This is a genomic window from Paeniglutamicibacter sulfureus (assembly GCF_030512175.1).
Lineage (GTDB): Bacteria > Actinomycetota > Actinomycetes > Actinomycetales > Micrococcaceae > Paeniglutamicibacter > Paeniglutamicibacter sulfureus.
Genome location: NZ_JAULBL010000002.1, coordinates 1,021,859 through 1,045,931 on the forward strand (window position 1 = coordinate 1,021,859; position 24,073 = coordinate 1,045,931).

Sequence of the window (24,073 nt, forward strand, 5' to 3'; positions counted from 1 at the left end):
ACGGCGGATTCGAGCCCGTGCCTCGGGTGTCGGACCCGCCGTCTTTTCTCGTCTCGGACGTTATCCACAATTCCCACCCGGCGCCCCACCGCACGACGGGAACGGCGAACACTGGGAGATGTCAGCAACACGTGGGGACGAACCAAGGAGCGGGAATCATGTGCCTCGAATGCGATGGGTGGACGGCCGACGAGGTGCGGCAAAGCATCGACAACCGGATTGGGCAATACGGCTGGGCCGTTCAATATGTGGAAGACCCCAATCTGCGCCGGTGTTTCGGCTACACCGTCGGGCTCACGAAACTGGGTGAGTCGGAATTCCTGGTCCGCGGCCTCGACATGGCCGAAACCAACCGCTTACTCAACGGCTTTGCAACGTCGGTGACCCGGCGCCATGAACACTTCGACAACGGCCACACGGCCGACGGGCCCGACGGACGGAAGCTGTATTTCTCCACCATGCACGGGGCCACCAAGTTCGCCCTGGGTGCCTACTCCCGTTACGGGCACGGAACACGGGTGCTGGAAATTCATTTCATGGATCGCGAGGTGCCGCCGTCGACTCCCGCACTGATGTTCAAGTCGGTGTCGGCCCCGGTCGGCCACGGACCTGTCACGGGCCGAAAGCGTTAAGGACATGCTGTTTGGACCGGCTTCGGATCCCGCAAGCCTGGAGTTTCTGCGGCCGATTCGCGAGCTGATTTGCCAAGAGGGCTACGCCGTCGTCAACGACACCGACTCCGAGCACAGACAGGAAGTCTGCTACTCGGTTGGACTGACTGACAAAGGCTTGCCCGAGCTCATCGCAGGGATGGAAGACTTCACCGAATTTCCACAGGGGTCCCCGGGCATGCTGCACCATCTGGCCCGCATGTTGCTGGCGCGGGGCGGCAGCTATGGGGAAGGTGACATCTTTGAATTCCACGGGCAGTGGGTACGACTGGTGCCCGAGACCCTCTACAAGGCGCAGTGCGACGTGAACCTCGGGCTGTACGGCCCAAAGTTCTCCTTGCTGCAGGTCGCTCCCTGTTCCCCGAACCCTACGGAACGGAAAAAAGTCCAACCGGTTTGCCTCAACTGACTCCAGGGCCGCGGGGGGGCCTGGAATGACTCCCCGTCAATGCGAAAGGCGGCGGATGCGACCACCCGTAAATCGGGTCATCGCATCCGCCGCTTCGTTGGGGTTGGGGGTGCTAGGCGCGCAGGCGGGCCCTGCGTGCTGCGTGTTCGGCCGCGACCTTGGCATCGTGCTCGGCGCGGATTGCCGCGTGCTCCGGGTTGCGGCGAACCATCAGGTATCCGAGGCCCAGTGCTACGAACCAGATAGGGGTGAAGACCAAGGCCATTAGCGTGTCGGGCTGGGTGGTCAGGGCCCAGATGATGAAGCCGAAGAAAGCAAGCACCACATAGGGCATGAACAATCCGCCGGGCATCTTGAACTTGCTGGCCTCATTCAGCTCCGGGCGGCGGCGGCGGTAGACGATGTAGCTGATCAAGATGATCGACCATACGAACATGAAGCACAGTGCCGAGATCGTGGTGACCAGGGTGAAGGCCTCGGCCACCGAACCCTCCGCGTAGAGCAGGGCCACTCCCGCGAGCAGGAACATGCAGGAGAAAATCAGCGCGTTCTTCGGGACCTTGCGGCTTGAAAGCTTGCCGAAGACCTTGGGTGCATCGCCCTCGCGGGCCAGCCCGTAAACCATGCGTGACGTGGAATATATGCCCGAGTTCGCGCTGGAAGTCGCCGAGGTGAGCACGACGAAGTTGATTACGCCTGCGGCACCGACCAAGCCAGCCAAGGCGAACATTCCCACGAAGGGTGACTCATCGGCGGAGTAGCTGGTCCAGGGACGGACAGCCATGAGAATGACCAAAGCACCGACGTAGAAGAGCAGCACGCGGATCGGGATGGAGTTCACTGCGCGGGGCAGGTTCCGTTCCGGGTCCTTGGTCTCGGCGGCAGCGGTGCCGACCAATTCGATGCCGACGAAGGCGAACACGGCGATCTGGAAGCCTGCAACAAAGCCCATGAAGCCGGTCGGGAACATCCCGCCGTGTTCCCACAGGTTCGTGAAGGAGGCGCGTGCGCCATCCGTTTCGAAGCTCATGATGATCATGACCAGGCCGACGACGATCAGGGCCATGATGGCGATGATCTTGATCAGCGCGAACCAGAACTCGGTCTCGCCAAAGGCCCGGACAGTGGGAAGGTTCAATGCGAGTAAGACCAGGATGCAGAGGATGGCCGGAATCCACAGTGCCAGGTCGGGCCACCAGAATGCGACATAGTGGGCAATGGCCACCACGTCGGCGATGCCGGTGACAATCCAGCAGAACCAGTACGTCCAGCCGGTGAAGAAAGAAGCCCATGGACCCAGGAGGTCACCGGCGAAGTCCCCGAAGTTCTTGTACTGCAGGTTGCTCAACAACAATTCGCCCATGGCGCGCATGACGAAGAAAAGCATGAAGCCGATGACCATGTAAACGAAGATGACGGAGGGGCCGGCCACCGAGATGGTCTTGCCCGAACCCATGAACAGCCCCGTGCCGATGGCACCGCCAATGGCCATGAGTTGGATGTGGCGGTTTGAGAGGGCCCGTTCCAGTGGCGGATTGCCGTCGGTGGACTCTTCGCCCGGTGCTTTGTCGAGCGTTTTTTCAGTCATGGTGCGGACTATCCTTGTGGAGATTGGTGTTGCCTGTGACGGCCAGTACAGAGCCTCAAAAACCCTACTGCAATTCCCGCAACCGGCGAAAATGGGGGTCGAGTTAATCACACCGTTGACGCATTTGCCGATCATTGGCGACTTTGCGTGCCTGCTGCACGACGCGCGTTGGTACCTTGGCACGCGAAGTCGGTAGGCTGGAGGCATGGCATTCCGTAACCGTCGCGCAGCTAACCTTCCGGCAAAACTTTCCCGCTCTTGGCTGCTAGTCAACGCCTCGAAGCCCGAGGACTTCGGCCCGGCGCTCGCGTCCGAGGCCGATTCGGTCATCTTCGACATGGAAGCCGCAGTTCCGGACGACAAGAAGGATGCCGCACGCGAAGCCGTGGTCGAGGCACTGTCCACCGGGATGACGGCCTGGGTGCGCGTCAACGGAATCGACACCGACTTCTGGGCCAAGGACCTGGCCGACCTGTCCAAGGCCCCTGGCCTGCGCGGGGTCATGCTCGCCATGACCGAAAAGCCCGAGCAGGTAACCTACACGGCCATGCGCCTGCAGGCAGGCACCCCGGTGCTAGCCCTGGTTGAATCCGCGCTCGGCATCGAGAACGCCACCGCGATCGCCTCGGCCCCCGGTACCTTCCGCCTGGCCTTCGGCGTGAACGATTTCCGCAAGGACACCGGCGTTTCCGGAGACCCGCTGGCCCTGGCCTACGCCCGCGGCAAGCTTGTGGTGGCATCGCGCGTGGGCAAGCTCCCCGGCGCCATCGACGGGCCTCCTGCACCGGGTGCGGATGCCGCCGAAGTCTTGGCCGACTCCGCGATCACCGCATCGATGGGCATGACCGGCAAGCTGGCGCTCTCGCGCACCCAGGTCGATGAGATCAACCGGGGTCTTTCGCCCAGCACCGACGAGCTGTCCTGGGCACACGACATGCTTGACGCCCACGCGGCCGGCGCCACGGTGGGCGATGGTTCTTACCTGCCGCGTCTGGCACGTGCACAGAAGATCGCCGACCTGGCCGACTCCTACGGATTGTGGAACGCCTAAGACCTCCGGTTGCCCGCGGGTGACCATGGCCCGGCAGGTGCGTTTCACGACGCACTTGCCGGGCTTTTCCATTTGTGCCATGCCTTGTGCCGACAGCCCTTGCCCCCTTGCAAGCAGGGCCGTCCGCACAGAGACTGTTGGCATGAGCGATGAAGGTTCCGGCCGGTCGGAGGGTTTGGCCTGATGACCAATCTCTATGAGAAACACGTGTTGCCTCGCCTCGTCGCGTTCTCCTGTGGCACCAAGTCCCTGGACCCGATGCGAACGCGGGCGTGCTCCGGGCTTGCCGGTAGGGTGCTGGAACTGGGTTTCGGCTCGGGAAGCAACGTGGGGCACTACCCGAAGGAAACGACGGAGGTGGTGGCCATTGAGCCCTCCGACACCGCCTGGCGGCTATCGGCCGGCGCGCGGGCGGCATCGGCCATCCGGATCCTGCGGGGATCGGTTGACGGCCAGCAGCTAGGGGAGCCCGACGGGTACTTCGATGCCGCACTGAGCACCTTCACGCTGTGCACCATTCCGGATGCCGCCGCTGCCCTGGCTGAGGTTCACCGCGTGCTCAAGCCCGGCGGGGCGCTGCATTTCCTGGAACATGGGCTGGCCCCCGATGAAAAGGTCCAACGCTTCCAGCGCCGGGTCGAACCCCTTCAGAAGGCGCTGGCCGGAGGTTGCCATCTCACCCGTTCCGTCGCTGAGATGCTTCACGATGCAGGGTTTCAGACCACCGAGTTGGACACTTTCTACCTGGCCGGAGCGCCTCGCTTCGAGGGTGCGATCAGTCTGGGCGTGGCGACCCGTTCCTGAACTCCCGCCCCGGCCGCCTACTCGCGCGAGTACCGGGTGACCAGCTCGCGCTTGAGCACCTTCCCGCTGGGGCCCAGCGGGAAATCCGCCACGATTTCGACAAGCCGCGGATACTTGTAGGCCGCCAGCCGTTCCCTGGCGTAGTCGCCAATGGCGTCGGCACCCAAAAGGCTCCCTGCCGCAAGGGTCACCGCGGCCACGATTTCCTGGCCGTGCTTTTCATCCGGCACCCCGAAGACCGCGGCATTGGTGATCTCCGGGTTGGCGACCAGCACTTCCTCGACTTCGCGCGGGTACACGTTGTAGCCATTGCGCAGGATCATGTCCTTCTTCCGGTCCACGATGCTGATGTAGCCGTCCTTGTCCTTGGTGCCCAGATCCCCGGTGCGGAACCAGCCATCCACCATGGCTTCGGCCGTTGCCTCGGGGCGGTTCAGGTACCCGGAGAAGAGATTGTGCCCGCGGATCACCAGCTCGCCCAACTCACCGGTTTCCAGCAACTCGATGGCATCGGAGACCTCTGGGCGGGCAACCTCGATCTCGACTCCCCAGACGGGCTGGCCCACGGTTCCTGGCCGCGGCTCGATGCCCACGTGGTTGAAGGAGGCCACCGGTGAGGTCTCGGTCAGTCCGTAACCCTCGTGGATTGTCGCGCCGAAGTGCTCGCTGAATCCCTCGAGGATGGCCAGCGGCAGGGCAGCGCCGCCGGAAACCGCGTAGCGCAGCGCCGGGGCAGGCTCCGGGCGCACCTTGGCCGCGGCCAGCAACCCCACGTACATGGTGGGCACGCCGATGAAGATGTTCACGCCCTCGTCCAACACCATGTCCAAGGCCGCCTCTCCGGTGAACTTGGGCAGCAGCAGGATCTCGGCGCCGGCGCGCAACCCCGCGTTCAAGGCCACGGTCTGCCCAAAGGTGTGGAAGAGCGGCAGGCCGCCAAAGAGCTTGTCTCCCCGGCGCATGTCGAAGGTGTTCAGCAACAGCACGTTGACCTGCTCGACAAGGGCGAAGTGGGTGCCAAGCGCGCCCTTGGGCTTGCCGGTGGTGCCGGATGTGTACAGGATCGTGGCGATGTCCAGCGGCCCGCGCGGGACGTAGGCGCCAATGGGTGTTGCGGCCTTGGCAAGGTCCTCAAGACGGGGAAGATCCCCGGCCTCGGGAGACATCACGGTGAAGACCCGCGCCCCGGCCGCCAGCGCACCCGGTGCCCCCTCGCCCAGCAGCGGCGCGGCGCAAATGAGCGTCTGCGCCCCGGCGTCGCCCAACACGTATTCGATCTCATGGCGCTTGAAGAGTGCATGCACGGGGACCGCCACGGCTCCCAGTGCCAGCACCGCATAGTAGACGCGGGCGAAGTCGGTGACGTTGGGGATCATGATGGCGACCTTGTCCCCGTCCGTCACCCCGGCCTCGCGCAAGGCCCCGGCGTAGGCGCGCGCCTGGTCCCACAGATCCTTGTAGCTGGTGCTGGCCCCGCCCAGGGTGATGGCCGGCAGGTCGCCGTTGCGCTTGGCGCCCTCTGCCAGGATGGCTGCAACGGACAGGGTGGCGTTTGGAACTGGTGCGTTCACGGCGGATTCTCCCAAGACGAAGGTGCGGGCGGGCTCTCGCCCATCGTGCTCGCCGTGCCACCCGCCTGTCAACGAACAGCGCCGCGCGTGGCCCGCCGTTCACCGAGGAACCGGGTCAGTTGCCCGCGGCCACGACCTGGGCGACGGGGACGTCCCCGTCGCTGAACTTGATGGTCCGGCCGATGCTTGCCGGCTCATCCAGCGCTGCCACGATGGCCAGTGCCGTGTTGGCCCGGGAGGTCGAGGTATCCGACGCGGGGTCGGGCATCGGGTTCAGCAGACCGGTGGGTTCGGCAAGGGTCAGGGCCCCGGGGCCCAGGATGGTGTAGTCCAGGGTGCTGGCACGCAGGTGTTCGTCGGCGGCGATCTTGGCGGCCATGTAAGGGTAGAACGGGTCATCCAGTGCCACCAGGTGCTCGGTGTCGGCGGTGAGGAATGAGACCATGACATAGCGCTTGGCCCCGGTGATCTCCGCGGCGTTCATGGAACGGATGGCGGCGTCGCGGTCGACGGCATAGGTGCGGTCCGGGTTTCCGCCGCCGGCCCCGGCTGACCAGACAATCGCTTCGGCACCCTGGAAAGCCTCGGCCATTTCTGCGGTCGTCGCGTTCTCCACATCCAGCACCAGTGGCGTGGCGCCCGTGGCGGAGACATCCGCGGCGTGGTCGGGGTTGCGGATGACAGAGATGACGGTGTCGCCTCGCTTGGCCAACTGGGCAGCTGCCAACAGCGCGACCTTGCCATGGCCGCCAATGATCGTGACCTTCATGATGCTCCTTGAGTCGTGTTCAACGTGTGCCTGGATGTGCGGCGTCCGCGTCGAGCGGTCTCTCTTCCAACGAGGTGCCCGGTGTGCTGCATTCCGTCCCTAGTCTTTCAGTTTTCGAGCGGGTGCGGGGCGAACCACCGGGCCGGGACCCTTAGGCGGCCACGAGGATTCCGTCCTCGTCCGAGTACAGCATGGCGCCGGGGACGAAGGTGACCCCGCCAAAGGACACGACCAGGTCCACCGCGCCGACCGAATCCTTGGCGCTCTTGCGCGGATTCGAGCCCAAGGCCTTGATGCCCAGCGGGGTGTCGGCCAGGGCCACGCGGTCACGGATCGCGCCGTTGATCACGACGCCGGCCCAGCCGTTCTCCACGGCAGCGGCGGCGATCATGTCGCCCATCAATGCGGATTCCAGCGACCCGGCCCCGTCGACCACCAGCACCGCGCCTTCGCCCGGGGAGTTGAGCAGGGACTTGACCAGGCCGTTGTCCCGGTAGCAGCGCACCGTGCGCACCGGACCGCTGAAGCGGGGGTGGGCACCGAAATTCTCAAATTGCAGGGAAACCGATTGCAGGTTTTCATCGTTGTCAAAGAGATCGCAGGTGGTAAACGTCATGTTCCCCAGCCTACGATTCACGGTGCCGGAATCCGGCCGGTGTTACGCCGGATGCGGGGTGTCCGTTCGCGACGCCCGGTGGGGCCCAAGTTGTTGGCTGGGCCTCTGGGTGGTTTCGGCGTAGCATGCGGCCATGGACAACGTGGTGATCAAGCGAGTCTACGAGGCAGCCGAAAGCGACGACGGCTACCGGGTCCTGGTGGATCGGATCTGGCCCCGGGGCATCAAGAAGGATGATGCGGAACTGGACCTCTGGCTCAAGGAAGCGGGGCCGTCCGATGAACTTCGAAAGCAATTTGGCCACGTCGCCAAGAAATTTCCGGCCTTTGCCAAGGCCTATCGCAAGGAACTGGACGGTTCGGAGGCCTTGGAGAAATTGTTGTCGCTAGCCAGGGACAAGGAGCGACTGTGTCTCTTGTATGGGGCCATGGACGAGGAACACAACCAGGCCGTGGTGCTGCGTTCGGTCATCGGGGAGCAGCTGGGCACGGGCGGGGCGTAATCGGTATCGCGGATCCGGGGCCCAACGACGGAGCCATCCGCCACTGCGCCCCGGATCGGCAGGTGCCTAGATAAAGGTGTTGCTGCTGGTGCCCAGGGATTCGATGGAGGTTTCCAGCACGTCGCCTGCCTTCAGCCACGGGTGGCGTCCGTCCTCGTTGCGCCTGCCCAGGGCCACGCCGGCGGGGGTTCCGGTGAGGATCACGTCGCCGGGGCGCAGCTCATTGAACACCGACAGGTAGGCCACCAGCGCCGCGGGGGAGAAGACCAGGTCGGCGGTGGAATCTTCCTGCACGATCTCCCCGTTCACGCGCGTGGTGATTTTCGCACCCGTGGCGAAGTCCTCGGGGCTGACCAGCCATGGGCCCAATGGCGAAGCCGCGTCCCAGCACTTTCCCTGGGTCCATTCGGTGGTGCGGCCTTGGTAGCCGCGCATGGACACGTCGTTGGAGACCGCGTAACCGGCAATGTGCTTGGGGGCATCGGCTTCGGAGATGCGGCGCCCGGGTTCGCCGATAATGACGGCGAGCTCGCCCTCCCAGTCGATGCGGTGGTCCTCGGCCGGGATCTCGATCTCGTCGTTGGCCCCGGTCAGCGAGGAGGCGAACTTGGTGAAGACCGTGGGGAACTCGGGTTCCTCCTTGCCGACTTCGGCAATGTGGTTGCGGTAGTTCAGCCCGATGCAATACACCTTGGCCGGGTTGGTGATCAGCGGGGCGTAGTCGGCGTCGGCCAGCTCGGCGACGGCGCCGGTGGCGGCTACACCCAATGCCGCGGTGCGGGCCTCGGGGTCGGCGGCCAGGAAGGCCCCCACATCGGCGAAGCCCTCGAGCTCGCTGAAGTTCTTCTCGGTGATCAAGGCGGCAAAGGTGCTTTCGGGCGCATCGGCCCGGCGCAATGTGGCAAGTTTCATGCCCTTATCCCATCACATGGGCACCGATGCGCCGGAACCGGTGACGCATTTTTTCTTTTCCCGCGGGTGCCGCTAGCGCAGGGCGGCAGTGAATTCGGCGGCAAGCATGGCAATGGCCTCGTGTTCGCCAGCGGCCACCAGGGCTCCGGGAACCACCGAGGAATCGACACACACAGCCAGCGCCCCTGCCTCCAGGAACTCCTTGGCATTGGCCAGGGTGACCCCGCCGGTGGGCAGCAGGCGCACGCCCGGGTAGGGACCCTGCAACTCGGTGAGGTAGCGCGAACCCATGATTGCGGCGGGGAAGATCTTGACCATGGCACTGCCAAGGTCAAGGGCCATGGCCACTTCGGTCGGGCTCATGGCCCCCAGGCAAAATGGCACCCCGGCCTGTGCGGCGACCTCGGCCACCTCCGGGCGGATGCCGGGGGCGACGATGAACTGGGCCCCTGCATCGATGGCGGCGCGAGCCTGGTCGGCGTGCAGCACGGTTCCGGCTCCGACCACGGCTCCGTGGGTCTGCACGGTGTCGGCGGCGCGGGCCAGGTGGGTGAGCATTCCGGGGGTCGTGAAAGTCAGTTCCACCGCGTAGATGCCTCCGGAGACCAGTGCGCCGCACAATTCTGCGGCGTCGGTGATCGCCTCGGTGCGGACCACCGCCAGGGCCTTGTCGCGTTGGAGCATCTGGATCATTTCCGGCGTGTTCATGTGGATTGCGTTCTTCCTTTCGCGCTGCGTCGCAGCGCCCGGCCGGCGAGGGCCGAAGTGGGTAGGTGCTCGGAAACGGCGGCCACGCCGTTGACGAACACGTGCTGTATTCCTGCCGCCGGTTGCCGTGGATCGGCAAAGGTGGCCCTGTCAATAATGACATCCGGAGCGAAGACCAGCACATCGGCGGCGTTCCCCTCGGCCAGCACACCGCGACCGACGAGTCCCAGGCGGGCCGCTGGACGGCCGGTGAGCTGGTGGATCATCCCCGGCATGTCCATCGGTCCCGCTTCCCCGGCATACTGCGCCATGAAGCGCGGAAAGGCGCCCCAGGTACCTGGGTGGGCCGCGGCCACAGGCACTCCGGGACCGGACCCGCTGTGGCTGCGGTGCCCCATGATGGCCCGCAGGTTTTCCTCGTTCCCGGTGCGGTGCAGGATGCCGGTGGCCAGCTCATCGGCGCCCAGGATGCGCAGGAAAGTGGTGACCACGTCGGTTGACTGGATCGCGGCAATCCGGGTGATGTCCTGGCCCACCAACATGGACAGCCGTGCGGAACCCACCGAGGCGATGCGCACCGCTTTCCAGTCGATGTTCGGATCGGCCTGGACCTCGGCCCGGATCCGCGCCACGGCATCGGCATCGTCGAAGCGGGCCAGGATGTCGGCGGTGTGCCCTTCGCGTGCCCAGGAAGGCAACAGCGAGGACAGGAGCCCGGGGACCTCGAGGTAGGGGTGGGAATCGCAGCCCAGATCGACGCCGGCATCCAGTGCCGCGTCAAGCATGTCCAGAAGTTCCGCAACCGTACCCGGGGATACCCCGGCATCCATGCGCAGATGGGCCAGTTGTAGGGACACCCCGGTCCTGGCGGCCACGGCGATGCTGCCGCCCACGGCTTCCAGCACAGTGCCGTGGTGCGGGTCGTGTTCCGGGGACCAATAACCGCCGCAGGCGGCAATGGCCGTGCCCAGGGCCTCAAGCTCCGCTGCGGTTGCGCGAGGCTCCGGGTCATGTTCCTGGCCGGAGGACATGCCCACCGCGCCCTGCTCCAAGGCATCGGCAATGGCCTTGGCCTGGGCGGCAATCATTTCGGCCACGGACGCGCTCTCTACGCCCCGCATGGCAACGGCCCGCACGCTCCCCAGCGGCACCAGACAGGCCACATTGGCGCCTGTTCCCTCGTCGATCCGGTCAAGGTATTGGCCCACGGACGGCCAGTCAAGTGGTGCACGCGATTCTACGTGCGGGGCGAGGGAGAGCTTCTCCTGCCCCAGGACCTGGGTGGTCACGCCCTGCGTGAGGGCTGCATGGTGGGCAGGACCGGTCGGCAGGGTCGGCTCGGAGCGCCCGTGCATGTCGATGAATCCCGGACAGGTGACCAGGCCAGACCCGTCGATGACCAGCGTGTCGCCGTCCTCGATGAAAGCCCCGGCCGGGAGAATACGCGAAATGAGGCCGTCCTCGAGCACGACGTCGCCGGCGTATTCGGCGCTCCCGGAGCCGTCGATGATACGGGTGCGGGTGATGGCTGTGCGCACCGGGAGCGGGCGCACAGCATCGATCCGCATTAGAAGAAGGTGTGAACTAGGGAGACGACCCGTTGGTCCTCCACTGCATCCTCGAGAACCGGGATCAACGACCACTTGTCAAAGGCAGTGCAGGGGTGGGACAGGCCCAGCCGGATCACGTCGCCGACCTTTACCGTGGTGGTGGCCGGATCGAAGCGCAGGAAAGAGTGCTGGTCGTATTGCGTCACGATGCTCGCACCGACCAATTCGGTCATTTTGCTGCCCAGGTCTGGACCGATCATTTCTGGTTCGGGCAGTCCCTCATCGAAGGGGAAATCGCGCTTGCCGCCGTCGAGCAGGGCCAGACCCGCCTCGGGCTGGGAAACCACGCGGGCCCAGCCGTGCATGGCGGCGCGAAACGGGGCAATGCGCTGGCGGGCGAAGTGTGAAATGCCGCGGTGGAACCGGTCGTCATGCACCAGGTAGTCCCCGGACCGGATCAAGACATCGATCCGACGGCCCCCGGCGCCGGTGCCGGCGTCAATGGCGGGTGACAGCATCGACGCAACATCCTCGAAGCTGGCCCTGCCACCGGTGCTCAAGATCAAATTTGCCCCGGCGGCGTAGTGCCCGGACGCCAAAATGAGTTTGTGCGCCTTGAACATCTGCACCAGGTAATCACGCACCGTTTGCAGGGCGGCCTCGTCGGCGCCGTGGGCCGGTGTACCCTCATAGCCCCCGATGCCCACAAGGATGAGGTGGGTGGATGCGGCAACGGCGCGGGAGATGTCCAGTACTTCATTGATGGTACGGGCGCCGGTGCGGCCGACGGAGCCGCCGAGCTCCACCATCACCCGCAGGGGAGTGGGCGTGCTTTCCATGCTTGCGGCCAGTTGCGTGAGTGTGGCTTCAAGCAGCTCCACGCTTTGCAACGAGTCGACCCATGAGACCACTTCGAAATCGTCCCCGGTCACCGAGGACACCCAGGCGATGGCCCTCGGATCGGAAAGCGTATTGGGGAGCAGCACCCTCGCGATGCCATGGGCGTGTGCCACACGCATTTGGGCGTAGTTGGCCAAGGTGATGCCCCACGCGCCGCGTTCCAATTGTTCGGCCCACAATTGCGGGGCCATGGTGGTGGTGCCATGCGGGGACAACAACACCCCGCGCGCGCTGCCCCAGGCAGAGATCTGCTTGAGGTTGTGGGTCATGGCCGTGAGGTCCAGGGTCAACAGCGGCGTTTGCAGCTGGGAAAGCTCCACGTCCCCCGAGGTGAATTCGGCGGCGCTTTGTCCCTGGAAGGGGGCTGGTATGGCTTTGTGTCGCCAGTCGAGGGTGACGCGACCCAGGTTGGCGATCATGTCGACAGCATAGGCGGGGGAGGCCAGGGTCGTTCGTTCCGATTGTGCAAGATCATCCACGGCTAATTCCTTATTAATTCGGCCAGAGGCACTGTATTGGATGGTCATGGGGAGTTACGGACACACAGGCTTAATGTGTAACACGGCGGGGAATAATCCGCCAACACATTCCGGAACGCGAACAGGCCCACGGCGGTGGTGATGCCGGGCTGCGGCACCATGACGGAACCACAACGGCCCGAATGAATAAAAGGTGAATCGCCCTTCAGCGTTCGGCCACCGATGGCCGCGATGACATCTACTGCATTCCACCGTTCGCTCTGGCGGGCTGCACAGACCGGAATGAAAGGAATTAATCGACGATTCACATGTTGGGATTGGCACCTTCCGAATGTGAAAAACGAACGGCGGTGAGATGCCCCGAATGGGCCTCGAGTGTTGATTTCGACGTCGTTGAAAGGGCAAGGATGCGCGAATTCTGTCGTGGCACGAAGAGGTTCTCCATGGGTCCGTGGTGGGCCTTGTTCCGGAGCGGCCAGGCTGGCGCCAACGGCCATGGGCACCCTGCCTGTCCCGCCTCCGGACAGGATTTCCCCTTTCTCTCAGCGGTGTCCAACGCGCAGATGGTTGACGAACCATGCGGCACGTCCCGATCGGAACTGCACAGGAACGTGCGAGGGGTTGAAAAATACATGCAATTCGAAGTGCCTCCCCGGATCGGAATCCGACGTTCTGATGTGAGGGCCACTACTTTTTTGACTCAGTGTTTTGCTCTTCGGGACGCTTGGCGGGCTGTTGGGCCGGGGACACGCGAAGTAGGATCGGGAGACACTCGCGTGGGGAGACCAGATCCATTGTCAGCCCTATGTTTTCAAGGATTTTCCGACAGTTCGTGGTGATATCCTTCGACTCTTCAAATACCGCTTTGAACGGATAATTCCCGGATAAAGCCATCAATTCCCATTCAATCTCGATGGATTGCCCGAGGCACTCCCAAGTAGATATGAAGCCCCCTTTCACGTATGTTTGCACGGTATCTGAGGCCTTCGGGCCGATGAGAGCAGGCTACGTAACCAAAGTGAAGCAGGTTTTGATGTGTTTGAATTCATTGGCGAAAGATTCCGCCAAATATTGTTCGCCTCGTGGCAACATTTCTCGCTAGTTGCGCAGTGTCTGATCCTCGCGACGATTATCGCCGTGGTGATTGCGGCGCTGGTTTACCGCAATAAGTCCTTGTCTTCCCTGGCCAACGGGGTCTCGGCCATTGGCCTGACCATCCCCTCGTTCGCTGCGATCGGCTTGTTGATCGCCCCATTCGGGTTCGGCGTGACCCCCGCCGTCATCGTGGTGACGTTCTTTGCCGCGCTGCCCATTGTCCGCAATGCCATCGTCGGCCTGGCCGGCATCTCCCCGTCAGTGGTTGAGTCTGCCCGCGGCATCGGCATGAGCCGCATGCGCACCCTGGCAACGGTTGAACTTCCCATGGCATGGCCCGTCATCCTGTCCGGCATCCGGGTATCGGCCCAGATGGTGATGGGCGTTGCCGCTATTGCCGCCTATGCCTTGGGCCCCGGCCTCGGCGGATTCATCTTCTCCGGCCTCTCCCGCCTGGGTGGAGCAAAGGCCTTTGACTCAGTGCTGGTCGGAGTCATTGGCGTGGTCATCCTGGCCTTCATTCTCGATCTCATTTTGCTCGGCATCGGCCGACTTACCACTCCGCGAGGTATCCGTGTCTGAATCCTCTGACGCCATCACTGGCGCATCAATTCTGCTTGACGAAGTCACCAAGCAGTACCCCGGCCAGGTCAAGCCTGCCGTCGGCGGACTCACCCTCGAGATACCGGCAGGAAGCATCGTCATGCTCGTTGGCCCATCGGGCTGCGGCAAGACGACCACCCTGAAAATGATCAACCGCCTCATCGAACCCACCGGCGGAAAGATCGTCATCAACGGCGAAGACGTCACCAAGATGGACGGCGACACACTGCGCCGCCGCATTGGCTATGTCATCCAGGCCGGGGGACTCTTTCCGCATATGACCGTGGCAGCGAACATCGCCATCGTTCCCAAGATGCTGGGCTGGAAAAAGGACAAGATCGCTGCCCGCATCGATGAGCTGCTGGAGCTGGTCTCGCTGGATCCGGCCATCTACCGCGATCGCTATCCCAAGGAGCTCTCCGGCGGGCAGCAGCAGCGCGTTGGCGTTGCGCGGGCGTTGGCCGCCGATCCGCCGGTGCTGCTCATGGACGAGCCCTTTGGCGCAGTTGACCCGATCACCCGCCAGCGCCTGCAGGACGAACTGCTGAACATCCAGTCCGAGGTGCAGAAGACCATCGTGATGGTGACGCACGACTTCGATGAGGCGGTAAAGCTGGGTGACTGGATCGCCGTCTTCAACGAGGGTGCCCAGCTGGTCCAGTACGATTCGCCGGAGCGCGTCTTGGCCAACCCCGCCAATGAGTTCGTGGAGAACTTCATTGGCTCCGGTGCCGGCCTCAAGCAGCTCACCCTGACCCGGGTGAACGAGGTCGCGCTTATGGATGCGATCACCGCGCTGCCAGGCGAGTTGGCCAGCGATGTACTATCCCGGCTCCAGGGCAAGGGAGCATCGTATGCGGTGGTCCTGGACCAACGCCGCCGGCCCATTCGACGCCTCACCCGTCGCCAGCTCTCCCGCCTGCAGGTGGTCGACGACACCATCGACGAGTCGATGCCATCGGTCAGCGACCAGTCCACCCTGAATGACGCATTGGACACCATGTTGGTTTCGAGTTCCGAGACCGCCGTCGTCACGGGCAGGCGCGACGTCTTCCGAGGCCTGATCAACGTGCAGACCATCATGGAGGCCATCTCCCAGGCCAACGCCGCGGCCGCGGACGGTTCCGAGGCACCCGTTGGATTGAACTCCGGCGCCATTCCGGCCCTCGCCGTGGAGCATGCCGTGGCGGCGGAGCCGCAAAGTACGGAGGAGCCGCGATGAGTACCCTTGCCGCTGGCTCCAACCTCGCCCAGATCACCGAGCCGAGCCGCCCCGTACAGCGTCCGTGGCTGGTGCTGGGGCTTCAGTTGCTGGGAATCCTCGCAGCACTGGCCGCCGTGGCGATCTGGCTGGCCAACTCGGACCTGAGCGATACCGAGCGCACCACGCTGGACCCGGCAGTCCTCTGGGGCTACACCGTCGAGCACCTGAACCTCACGGTAGTGGCAGCGCTCATCGTGTTGGTCATCGCCATCCCGCTGGGAATCGTGCTGACCCGCCCCTCGATGCGCAGGTTCACCAACCCGGTGATGGCAGTGGCAAACATCGGTCAGGCGGCCCCGGCCATTGGCCTGGTCGTCATCCTGGCGTTCCTGGTGGGCTTCGGATATTGGGCTGCCGTTATCTCACTGGTGCTATATGCGATTCTGCCGGTGCTGACCAATACCATGGTCGGACTCAAGCAGGTTGACGAACGCCTCGTTGAGGCGGGGCGCGGCATGGGCATGAGTTCCATGGCCGTGCTGTTCAAGGTCGAGTTGCCGCTGGCTGTCCCGGTCATGCTTTCGGGCATCCGCACCGCGCTGGTCTTGCTGGTTGGCACCGCCACCCTCGCCGCCTTCATCAACGGCGGCGGTCTGGGCATCCTGATCACCACCGGCGTGAACCTGAACCTCACGGTCGTGCTGATTGCAGGATCCCTGCTGGTGGCATTGCTGGCGCTGCTCATCGACTGGCTTGGCCGTGTCGTGGAGCAGCTCGCCCGGCCGAAAGGACTTTAGAGATGAATGCAGGAAAATGGATCAAGTCAACCGCACTCGTGGCGGCGGCCGGCGTGCTGCTGACCGGATGTGGACTGTCCTCCGCGGGCTCGTATGTGCCGCCCGCCGGGCAGGGAAGCATTAGCCCGCTTCCCAACCTCCCGGGGAATCCCACCATGACGGTGACAAGCAAGTCGTTCACAGAACAGTTGATTCTGGGCAAGATTGCCGTGCTGGCCGGCCAGGCCGCCGGATTCAAGGTCAACGACCTGACGGGCGTTCCCGGCAGCCAACCGGCCCGTGAGCTGCTGGTGTCCGGCCAGGCCTCCGTGCTGTGGGAATACACGGGAACCGCCTGGCTGACCTACCTGGGGCACGAAACAGGCATCGCCGACCAGTCCGAGCAGTGGCAGGTGGTGCACGACCAAGACCTCGAGGAGAACGGGATCCTCTGGGGCAAGCCCGCACCCATGAACAACACCTACGCCATGGCCGTGCGCAGTGAAGCGGTAGAGGACCTCGGCGGGATCAGCAAGCTTTCCGAGCTCAAGGACCTTGATCCCAAGGACCTGACGTTTTGCGTTGACGCGGAATTCAATTCCCGGGCCGACGGCCTGAATCCGATGCTTGAGCTGTACGGGCTGGAACGCGGCAACCCCAAGTCGGTGCCCGACACCAATGTGGGGCTCTACGACACCGGGGCGATCTACAGTGCCACCGACAACGGTGCCTGCAACTTCGGCGAGGTCTTCACGACCGATGGCCGCATCAAGGCCCTTGACCTGACGGTTCTGGAGGACGACCTGGGGTATTTCCCCGCCTACAACGTTTCTCCGGTCTTCTTCGGGGAATTTTCCGACAAATACCCGGGCATCGAGGATGTCTTTGCCAAGATCGCCCCGTTGCTCACCGACGAAGCACTCCAGGAGATGAACCTGGAGGTCGACGTCAACGGCCGCGAGCCCGCGGACGTGGCCTTCGAATGGATGGTCGCGGAGGGCTTCATCACCGAGCCGTAACAGGTCCGAAAATCCGGTTGTCCAACGTTGAAGGGGACGCTTCCAATAAGGAAACGTCCCCTTCAACGTGTCCGGTCGTAGGCGCCCGCAGAGGCCCCGGCCTTGTGGGGCACTGATCCGCGTTAGGACCTAGGATGGGCAGATGACCAGCCCCAATCAGAGCCCTCCCGTGGTGGGCGTGCTGCTGGCCGCCGGCGCGGGATCGCGCCTGGGCCGCGGCCCCAAGGCGCTATTGCGCAACCCAAACGGCCAGAGTCTGCTGGGCTCCGCACTTGCCGCGCTCCGGGGCGGAGGTTGCAACCGGGTCGTGGTGGTGCTGGGGGCCGAAGCCACACGGGTCAGGGAGCAGGTCAACGAACCCGGTGCCACGGTGCTGATAAACGAACTCTGGGCCACCGGCATGGGGTCGTCTCTTGCGCTGGGCATGGGCGCTGTCCCCGACGGGGCGGCTGCGCTGGTGGCGCTGGTGGACCAACCGGGCATGAGCGCAGCCCTTGTCCGCCGGATAGCATCTGAACACCGTGCAGGGCGGATCACCGCTGCCGGCTACCGCCGGGACGACGCGTCGTTGCGGCGCGGACACCCCGTGCTCTTCGCCCCGGAGCACATTCCGGCGGCGGCAGCGGCAGCCTCCGGCGATGTGGGGGCGCGGGACTACCTGGCCGCCAACCGGGAACTAGTCGACCTCGTCGACTGCTCGGACCTGGACACCGGGCTGGACCTCGACACCTTCGCCGACCTGGAGGCACTCGGCTGGAAGTAGCGGTTATATCGGTAACGGTGGGGACGTGCTACTGCCGCAACACGTCGGTCGTGGCCTTCGCCGTGCCATCGATGAGCATCTCCTCAAAGAGCGGTGCGCCCAGCGCTCCATGCGGGGAGTCCGGGGTTGTCGTCGCGGTAGGCCGCTGGCGCAATGGATGGCAGTCGGAACCATGGCCGACCGTGTTCAGGTCCATGCCGGGGCCTCCGGGTTGGCGGGTTGGTGGGATGCTTCGTTGGCAGAAAGGTTGCCGGGGACTCCGCCGTGGATGGGGCCAGACAGGGTGTTCAGGGCGGAGCCCGTGGCCAGGGGCGACCTGCTGGCGATGATCTCCGCGGCAATCCCGATGGCAACTTCGCCGGGGGTGGCGGCTTGCAGGTCAAGACCGATGGGGGAGTGCAGGGTGGCCAGCGTTTTTTCGGGGACAGCGGCTGCCCGCAGCTCGCGCATGCGGGATTCGTGGCTGGTCCGCGAGCCCATGGCACCCACGTAGGCGAGAGGCTGCCCCAGCGCTAGGGCCAGCAACGGGATGTCGAATTTCGGGTCGTGGGTCAGCACGCACAACACCGTGCGTTCATCGACGCGTCGGGCGGCGATTTCGCCGGCCAGGTAGTCATGCGGCCAGAGCGTGGAGATCTCGTCGGCAACCCCGAAGCGCGGCTGCAGGGTGAAGGCGGCGCGGGCGTCGCACAGCGTGGAGGAGTAACCGAGCGCAGGGGCCAGTTTCAGCAGTTCCTCAGCATAGCTGTTGGCCCCGAAAACGATCATGCGTGGCGGGGCGAGCCGCGACTCGACAAACAGCTCGACGGCCCCGGCACTGCAGGAACCGGATTCCTGGTCTAGCTTGATGACTCCGGTGCGGCCGGCGGCAACGAGCGGACAACTGAGCCTGGCGGCGTGTGGGCTGCCGTCTTCTCCCGCCAACGGGGCCAGCAGCCCGGCCAGGTCGGACACGGACAGGGTGGAGGGATCCGAAATCAATGTCCAGTCGGAAGACCCTGCATCGATCCGGCGAACCAGGGCCACCGGTTCCGCTGACGGGAGCGAAGCATAGGTTTCCAGCAGCCGGTGCATGGATGAACCGGCGTCAAAGGGTGCGATGTGCACGTCCACTTCACCTCCGCACATCAGTCCGGTGGCGAAAGGATCGGTGGGTGAATAGCCGTAATGTTCCCGGCGCGAGGTCCCTTGCACCATGGCCTCGAGCGCCGCGGTGTGCACGGCCGCATCGATGCAGCCGCCGGAAAGCGACCCGGTGATCCGGCCATCCTCGTGGATGAGCATCGAGGTTCCACGGGGATGCGGGGTTGAACCCCGGGTGTCCACGATGGTGGCCACAGCGAAGGATTCGCCGACAGCCGCCATCGAGGTGTTCAACGCGGAATGGAGATTCAGCATGGCTCGAATCCTTGGGGACGCCCAAGAGTAGCGAGATCGCATCGAGTGGAAGGCAAAGGGGAGGACCCGCCGGTACAAGCCACATGAGCGACCGGAACCCGGAGCCGGGCTCGCCGACTTCGCAGCGGGGGTTTTGGCATCGAGATGCGGGTGCTCGGTGGGGGCGTGCCGTCCCTGGCCGGCTGGCGGTTGCGGTCGGTGAATTTCAACGGACTCGCCGTGCCTAGTACTCGATGCGGGTGTCGAGGGCAGCCCACAACGCGAAAGGCTCGTGGCGATCGACCCCGGCGTCTGTGATGCGTTCGACCGGCATCAGGGTGGCTCGTTCCGCCTCGCGGCCCTCGAAGTATTCGTAGAATGCCGCGTCGTCGAATCCCGCCTCGGCCGCCTCGTGCCTGTCGGAGGCAAAGACCACACGAGACACGCGTGCCCAGAGGGCTGAAGCAAGACACATCGGGCAGGGTTCGCAGCTGGAGTACAGCACGGCACCGGTGAGGTCGAAGGTTCCGAGTTCATTGCAGGCGGCGCGGATGGCCGTGACCTCGGCGTGGGCGGTGGGGTCGTTGTTCGCGGTGACCCTGTTGACGCCCTCGAAGCGTGATCCGTCGGCGGCCACGATCAGCGCCCCGAAGGGACCGCCCGCATTGCGGACGTTGTCCGCGGCAATGGCGATGGCTGCCGCGAGGTTTACTGCTGAATCGGTGGTGCCCGTCATGGTGGCGACTTCCTTACCCATCAGGAGAAGCGCCGGAGAAAAGATGCCTTGGCCTTGATCGGCCCTTGGCAACACTCTGCGGCTTCGAAACGGCCGGTGGCTTGGCACTCCATGGTGGATGCCTTCCCCTCCGCAGGGAAACCGGCGTCGGTATTCTTCAACATAGCAAGTGAAGATGGACAACGCCACCATTGGTGGAGGGGCTAGGCGCGGGCCCTGGACATGGCGCGGAGCTTCCGGATCAAGGCAACGATATGCCACACGGCGCCGTAGGCAGCCAAGGCAATAACGAACGCGGCCCCGCCGCGGGTGATGATGATCCAGAGGAAAGACCCAGCGCTTGCTGAATCCTCCAGGATAGGTGTCGAGCCTAGGCCAAGGACAGCCGCAGTCACGGCCGGAACCACCAGGAACAGGGCCAGCAGGATGGTGCGGACCGCTTGGCCAGCGGGTTCGCTCGTTTTCACGGGGTGGCCCGATGCCCTCTGCCGTTTGAGGTACCAAAGGGCCAAGATCACCAAACCAGCCAAGGTGCTGCCATGCTGCAGGAGACGGTAAACGGCAATTCCGGCAACGGGTTTGCTGGCCAGCAACGGCACCTGTTCAACGACCCAGCCGTAGGAGTGCGTAAACGAGTCCCAGGCCAGATGCGTGAGAAGTCCAAGCATCAGCGAATAGAACGTCCACAGTGCAACCCGGGCGCTCGTGGGCGGGCGGCCCTTGAGCGCTGGCTTGTCCAGGACCCACGAGTCGGGAAGCGCCCACCGCAGCGGTTTGGCCACGAGCCACAGGAACCCGGCCAAGACCAGCGCCAGCGGCAAGCCAACGGTCAGGATCTGGGAAAGGTCGTGCGAGTTGGCGCCATTCAGCATGGGTGCGTACCAGGCGTCACTGGTGGAAGACACCATGGCGAAGTACGGGATGTCCGGGGCCATGGCTCCGGCAACCAAGGCGATCGGAACGAAGGGTTGACGCAGGAATGGCAGGACGGCAGCCGGGTGGGCCAGTGTGAAAGGCAAGGGAATCCTCGAAAAGTTGTTTCAGGGCCCACGGGGCACCTTGTATCAGGTGCGAATGGGCCTGCCTTCAAGCCTAATCGTCCATAGCCGCGTTCAGGGCTGAATCGAGTGTTGGCACCGCCACGTTGGGGCCGGCAACGAGTCGTGCCGTTGAGCAGCGGGCAATGCGCGGCTCATTACTGCGGCGCCCGGGTGATCAATCCTGTCGCGGCGGGGTTGGCCGAGGCGAGGATGTCCGCGGTGTCGATGATCATTTCCTGCATGGCCTGGGCTGCGCGTGTCGGGGTCACGTCGTTGCGGTGTGCGAGGCTGATGGTGCGAGAAAGGCTCGGTGCGGTGAGCCTGGCCGAGCGCAGCCCGGGCCGGTCCACCATGACCATTGCGGGAACGACCGCGACACCGAGCCCGCGTTCCACGCACCGCAGCACGGCGTCCATTTCGGCGCCCTCGAGCACGACTTTGGGGGTGAGGCCCGCGGCATGGAAAGCCTGCATGGTAGTTGCACGCAGGTCGTAGCTTTCATGGAAGGTGATCTGTTCGATGGCCGCCAGTTCTTTCAGGGTGAGGGACTGGCGGTCCTCCAGGATCGGACTCCGCATCGAGGAGATGACCACGAGTTCCTCGGTGAGAAGCGGGATCCGCTGGAGACTGGTGGCAGGGGGTGCGCCGTCCTCCGAGGTGGTGATGAGTGCGATGTCGAGGGCTCCGCCGGCCAATTCATCAAGCAGGCCCCGAGAACCCTGCTCGGTCAGGTGGAGATCGATGCCGGGGTAGGCGACATGGAACGAGGTCAGCACGTCGGCAACCAGGCTGATGCACAGAGTCGGGGTGGCACCGAGACGGACCCTGCCCTTCTTCAGGCCCGCCAGTTCCTGCATCTCATAGCGGACCGTATCCGCATCGGCGAGCATGCGCTTGGCCAACGGAAGGAGCGATTCCCCGGCATCCGTCAGTGTGATGTTGCCCCGTGCCCGATGAAAGAGTTCGGAGCCGAGGTCCGACTCGAGGGTGGAGATCTGTCGGCTCAACGAGGGCTGGGCAAGGTGCAGATGCGCAGCGGCGCGCGTGAAATGACCGATGCGTGCGACTTCCACGAAGCTTTGGAGCTGTTCCAGGTTCATGTTCGATAGCGTATCCGCATTGAAACGAGTCAAACAATTCATTGGACGGATCAAGATCCGGTTCTTAGCGTTGAATACATGAGAACAACAAACGCGAATGAGCAACAGATTTCCACCACAGTCCTGGTCATCGGCACCGGAGGATCGGGCCTGCGGGCGGCCATCGAACTGGCGGAAATGGGGGTGGACGTGCTCGCCCTGGGCAAGCGCCCGCGCAACGATGCCCACACCTCGCTTGCCGCCGGCGGCATCAACGCGGCGCTGGGCACCATGGACAAGGACGACAGCTGGCAGCAGCATGCAGCCGACACCATCAAGGAAAGCTACTTCCTGGCCAACCCGCACACCGTGGAGATCGTGGCCCGAGGCGCCGCGCAGGGAATCCATGATTTGGAACGCTACGGCATGGGATTCGCTCGGGAGGAGGACGGCCGCATCTCGCAGCGCTTCTTCGGTGCGCACACCTTCCGCCGCACAGCCTTCGCCGGAGACTACACCGGCCTGGAAATCCAGCGCAGTCTGGTGAACCGGGCCGAACAACTGCAGATCCCGATCCTTGACTCGGTCTACGTCACCCGGCTGTTGGTCCGCGACAACCAGGTGTTCGGCGCCTACGGCTTCGACATCAACACCGGCAAGCGCTACCTCATCCATGCCGACTCGGTCATCCTTGCCGCCGGAGGCCACACCCGCATCTGGCGCCGCACCTCCTCCCGCCGCGACGAAAACACCGGGGACGCCTTCCGCCTGGCCGTGGATGCCGGCGCCCGGTTGCGCGATCCTGAGCTGGTGCAATTCCACCCCTCGGGCATCATTGAACCGGAAAACGCCGCCGGCACCCTGATCTCCGAGGCAGCCCGCGGCGAGGGCGGCATCCTGCGCAACGACCTGGGGGAGCGGTTCATGGAACGCTACGACCCGGTGCGCAAGGAGCTCTCCACCAGGGACCGCGTAGCTCTGGCCGCGTACACCGAAATCAAGGAAGGCCGCGGCACCAAGAACGGCGGCGTCTGGCTGGATATCTCGCACCTGCCCCGCGAAACCATCATGGAGCGGTTGCCGCGCGTCTACCAGACCATGATGGAAACACAGATGCTCGACATCACGGCCGATCCCATCGAGATTGCGCCCACCGCGCACTACTCCATGGGCGGGGTTTGGGTTCGCCCTGACGATCACGGCACCGACGTCGAAGGCCTCTATGCCATCGGAGAGGCCTCCAGCGGACTGCATGGAGCCAACCGGCTCGGCGGCAACTCGTTGATCGAGCTGCTGGTCTTTGGCCGCATCGTGGCCCGCGCCGCGGCCAAGTACTCGGCTTCCCTGGACTCCCAGCCACGTTCGGCTGGCGCCATCGCCGGCGCGCGGGCGGAGATCGATGACTTGCTCGCGGCCGACGGGCAGGAAAACGTCCGCGAGCTGCAGCGTGCCATCCGGAACATGATGACAGACCACGCTGGCGTTGTGCGGGACGAGGAAGGCCTGTTGACAGGACTCGCCAAGCTGGACGACATCGAGGAGCGCATGGGGAACGTCGGGATCCACCCGGACATCGCCGGGTACCAGGACCTGGCCCACGCATTCGACCTCAAGGGGTCGGCGCTGGCAGCCCGCGCCACGCTCGAGGCCGCGATCGAACGCCGCGAGACGCGCGGCTGCCACAACCGCAGCGACTACCCGGAGATGGACCCGGCGTTGCGGGTGAACCTGGTGTGGTCACCGATGGAGGGTGTGGTGCGGGAGACGATCCCGGAGATTCCGGAGGAAATCGCCGAGCTGATCAAGGAGGTCTCGAGCGCCGGCAAACTGGTCGAGTAACTTCGTGGAATA

General features: G+C 64.4%; 24 protein-coding genes. 11 read left to right on the forward strand and 13 right to left on the reverse strand.

Going from position 1 to position 24,073, the window contains the following annotated elements; translation table 11 throughout:
- Positions 1–158 precede the first annotated feature (158 nt).
- Positions 159–632 carry a DUF4262 domain-containing protein gene (locus tag Q2T94_RS11330; RefSeq protein WP_302264401.1) on the forward strand — a complete coding sequence of 158 codons (474 nt, stop codon included), beginning with the start codon at positions 159–161 and terminating at the stop codon, positions 630–632.
- A 4-nt stretch (positions 633–636) separates the two neighbouring features.
- Positions 637–1,080, forward strand: coding sequence for a hypothetical protein (locus Q2T94_RS11335; RefSeq protein ID WP_264269500.1), 444 nt, complete (start codon positions 637–639; stop codon positions 1,078–1,080).
- Between the two features lie 112 nt (positions 1,081–1,192).
- Here the strand turns inward: Q2T94_RS11335 and cycA are convergent, their stop codons facing one another.
- Positions 1,193–2,668 (reverse strand): D-serine/D-alanine/glycine transporter, encoded by a 1,476-nt coding sequence (gene cycA / locus Q2T94_RS11340; RefSeq protein ID WP_302264403.1) that lies wholly within the window; start codon positions 2,666–2,668, stop codon positions 1,193–1,195.
- Positions 2,669–2,873: 205 nt separating this feature from the next.
- Between cycA and Q2T94_RS11345 the strand changes: the two genes are divergently transcribed.
- Together Q2T94_RS11345 and Q2T94_RS11350 are read left to right on the forward strand one after the other, a co-directional pair.
- Positions 2,874–3,719, forward strand: a complete 846-nt coding sequence (locus tag Q2T94_RS11345) for an HpcH/HpaI aldolase/citrate lyase family protein (protein ID WP_264269498.1) — start codon at positions 2,874–2,876, stop codon at positions 3,717–3,719.
- A gap of 183 nt (positions 3,720–3,902) precedes the next feature.
- Entirely contained in the window at positions 3,903–4,523 is a 621-nt protein-coding gene (locus Q2T94_RS11350; RefSeq protein WP_302264406.1) for a class I SAM-dependent methyltransferase, read from the forward strand.
- 17 nt (positions 4,524–4,540) lie between these two features.
- Here Q2T94_RS11350 and Q2T94_RS11355 read toward each other — a convergent pair whose 3' ends face one another.
- The 3 genes from Q2T94_RS11355 to rraA form a co-directional block, all read right to left on the reverse strand.
- On the reverse strand, positions 4,541–6,094 hold the full coding sequence (locus Q2T94_RS11355) for a long-chain-fatty-acid--CoA ligase (RefSeq protein ID WP_302264407.1): 1,554 nt from the start codon (positions 6,092–6,094) through the stop codon (positions 4,541–4,543).
- 115 nt (positions 6,095–6,209) lie between these two features.
- A complete protein-coding gene (locus tag Q2T94_RS11360; protein WP_264269647.1) occupies positions 6,210–6,866 on the reverse strand; it encodes an SDR family oxidoreductase in 657 nt (218 codons plus the stop codon).
- A gap of 148 nt (positions 6,867–7,014) precedes the next feature.
- A complete protein-coding gene (gene rraA, locus Q2T94_RS11365) occupies positions 7,015–7,479 on the reverse strand; it encodes a ribonuclease E activity regulator RraA (RefSeq protein WP_264269495.1) in 465 nt (154 codons plus the stop codon).
- A gap of 133 nt (positions 7,480–7,612) precedes the next feature.
- Here rraA and Q2T94_RS11370 point away from each other — a divergent pair, with 133 nt between their 5' ends.
- Positions 7,613–7,981 (forward strand): DUF488 domain-containing protein, encoded by a 369-nt coding sequence (locus tag Q2T94_RS11370; RefSeq protein ID WP_302264409.1) that lies wholly within the window; start codon positions 7,613–7,615, stop codon positions 7,979–7,981.
- A gap of 66 nt (positions 7,982–8,047) precedes the next feature.
- Here the strand turns inward: Q2T94_RS11370 and Q2T94_RS11375 are convergent, their stop codons facing one another.
- From Q2T94_RS11375 to Q2T94_RS11390, 4 genes are all read right to left on the reverse strand, one after another.
- The gene (locus tag Q2T94_RS11375; RefSeq protein ID WP_302264410.1) at positions 8,048–8,893 is read right to left on the reverse strand and encodes a fumarylacetoacetate hydrolase family protein; all 846 of its coding nucleotides are present in this window, start codon (positions 8,891–8,893) and stop codon (positions 8,048–8,050) included.
- A 72-nt stretch (positions 8,894–8,965) separates the two neighbouring features.
- A complete protein-coding gene (locus Q2T94_RS11380) occupies positions 8,966–9,601 on the reverse strand; it encodes a bifunctional 4-hydroxy-2-oxoglutarate aldolase/2-dehydro-3-deoxy-phosphogluconate aldolase (RefSeq protein ID WP_264269492.1) in 636 nt (211 codons plus the stop codon).
- Complete coding sequence (locus tag Q2T94_RS11385; RefSeq protein ID WP_302264412.1) at positions 9,598–11,154, reverse strand: N-acyl-D-amino-acid deacylase family protein; 1,557 nt, start codon at positions 11,152–11,154, stop codon at positions 9,598–9,600. Before Q2T94_RS11385 ends, Q2T94_RS11380 begins: the two co-directional genes overlap by 4 nt.
- 14 nt (positions 11,155–11,168) lie before the next feature.
- Positions 11,169–12,530, reverse strand: a complete 1,362-nt coding sequence (locus tag Q2T94_RS11390; protein ID WP_302264413.1) for a type III PLP-dependent enzyme domain-containing protein — start codon at positions 12,528–12,530, stop codon at positions 11,169–11,171.
- A 1,035-nt stretch (positions 12,531–13,565) separates the two neighbouring features.
- On the opposite strand from Q2T94_RS11390, the gene Q2T94_RS11395 reads away from it, so the two are divergent.
- The 5 genes from Q2T94_RS11395 to Q2T94_RS11415 all read left to right on the forward strand — a co-directional run bounded on the left by Q2T94_RS11395 (position 13,566) and on the right by Q2T94_RS11415 (position 17,990).
- Positions 13,566–14,207 carry an ABC transporter permease gene (locus Q2T94_RS11395; protein WP_264269488.1) on the forward strand — a complete coding sequence of 214 codons (642 nt, stop codon included), beginning with the start codon at positions 13,566–13,568 and terminating at the stop codon, positions 14,205–14,207.
- Positions 14,200–15,450: an ABC transporter ATP-binding protein gene (locus Q2T94_RS11400; RefSeq protein WP_302264415.1), complete on the forward strand. Its 1,251-nt coding sequence runs from the start codon at positions 14,200–14,202 to the stop codon at positions 15,448–15,450. Before Q2T94_RS11395 ends, Q2T94_RS11400 begins: the two co-directional genes overlap by 8 nt.
- Positions 15,447–16,229, forward strand: coding sequence for an ABC transporter permease (locus Q2T94_RS11405; protein ID WP_302264416.1), 783 nt, complete (start codon positions 15,447–15,449; stop codon positions 16,227–16,229). The genes Q2T94_RS11400 and Q2T94_RS11405 overlap by 4 nt, the downstream gene beginning before the upstream one ends.
- Positions 16,230–16,231: 2 nt before the next feature.
- On the forward strand, positions 16,232–17,227 hold the full coding sequence (locus Q2T94_RS11410) for a glycine betaine ABC transporter substrate-binding protein (RefSeq protein WP_302264417.1): 996 nt from the start codon (positions 16,232–16,234) through the stop codon (positions 17,225–17,227).
- Positions 17,228–17,369: 142 nt separating this feature from the next.
- A complete protein-coding gene (locus Q2T94_RS11415; protein WP_302264418.1) occupies positions 17,370–17,990 on the forward strand; it encodes a nucleotidyltransferase family protein in 621 nt (206 codons plus the stop codon).
- 28 nt (positions 17,991–18,018) lie between these two features.
- On the opposite strand, the gene Q2T94_RS11420 is transcribed toward Q2T94_RS11415, so the two are convergent.
- From Q2T94_RS11420 to Q2T94_RS11440, 5 genes are all read right to left on the reverse strand, one after another.
- Positions 18,019–18,186 (reverse strand): hypothetical protein, encoded by a 168-nt coding sequence (locus Q2T94_RS11420; RefSeq protein WP_302264420.1) that lies wholly within the window; start codon positions 18,184–18,186, stop codon positions 18,019–18,021.
- Positions 18,177–19,388: an XdhC family protein gene (locus Q2T94_RS11425; RefSeq protein WP_302264421.1), complete on the reverse strand. Its 1,212-nt coding sequence runs from the start codon at positions 19,386–19,388 to the stop codon at positions 18,177–18,179. The genes Q2T94_RS11420 and Q2T94_RS11425 overlap by 10 nt, the downstream gene beginning before the upstream one ends.
- Before the next feature lie 223 nt (positions 19,389–19,611).
- Entirely contained in the window at positions 19,612–20,103 is a 492-nt protein-coding gene (locus Q2T94_RS11430; protein ID WP_302264423.1) for a nucleoside deaminase, read from the reverse strand.
- A gap of 203 nt (positions 20,104–20,306) precedes the next feature.
- Positions 20,307–21,122, reverse strand: coding sequence for a DUF4184 family protein (locus Q2T94_RS11435; RefSeq protein WP_302264424.1), 816 nt, complete (start codon positions 21,120–21,122; stop codon positions 20,307–20,309).
- Positions 21,123–21,298: 176 nt separating this feature from the next.
- A complete protein-coding gene (locus tag Q2T94_RS11440; RefSeq protein WP_302264425.1) occupies positions 21,299–22,243 on the reverse strand; it encodes a LysR family transcriptional regulator in 945 nt (314 codons plus the stop codon).
- A gap of 123 nt (positions 22,244–22,366) precedes the next feature.
- On the opposite strand from Q2T94_RS11440, the gene Q2T94_RS11445 reads away from it, so the two are divergent.
- A complete protein-coding gene (locus Q2T94_RS11445) occupies positions 22,367–24,061 on the forward strand; it encodes an L-aspartate oxidase (RefSeq protein ID WP_436836845.1) in 1,695 nt (564 codons plus the stop codon).
- Positions 24,062–24,073: the final 12 nt, after the last annotated feature.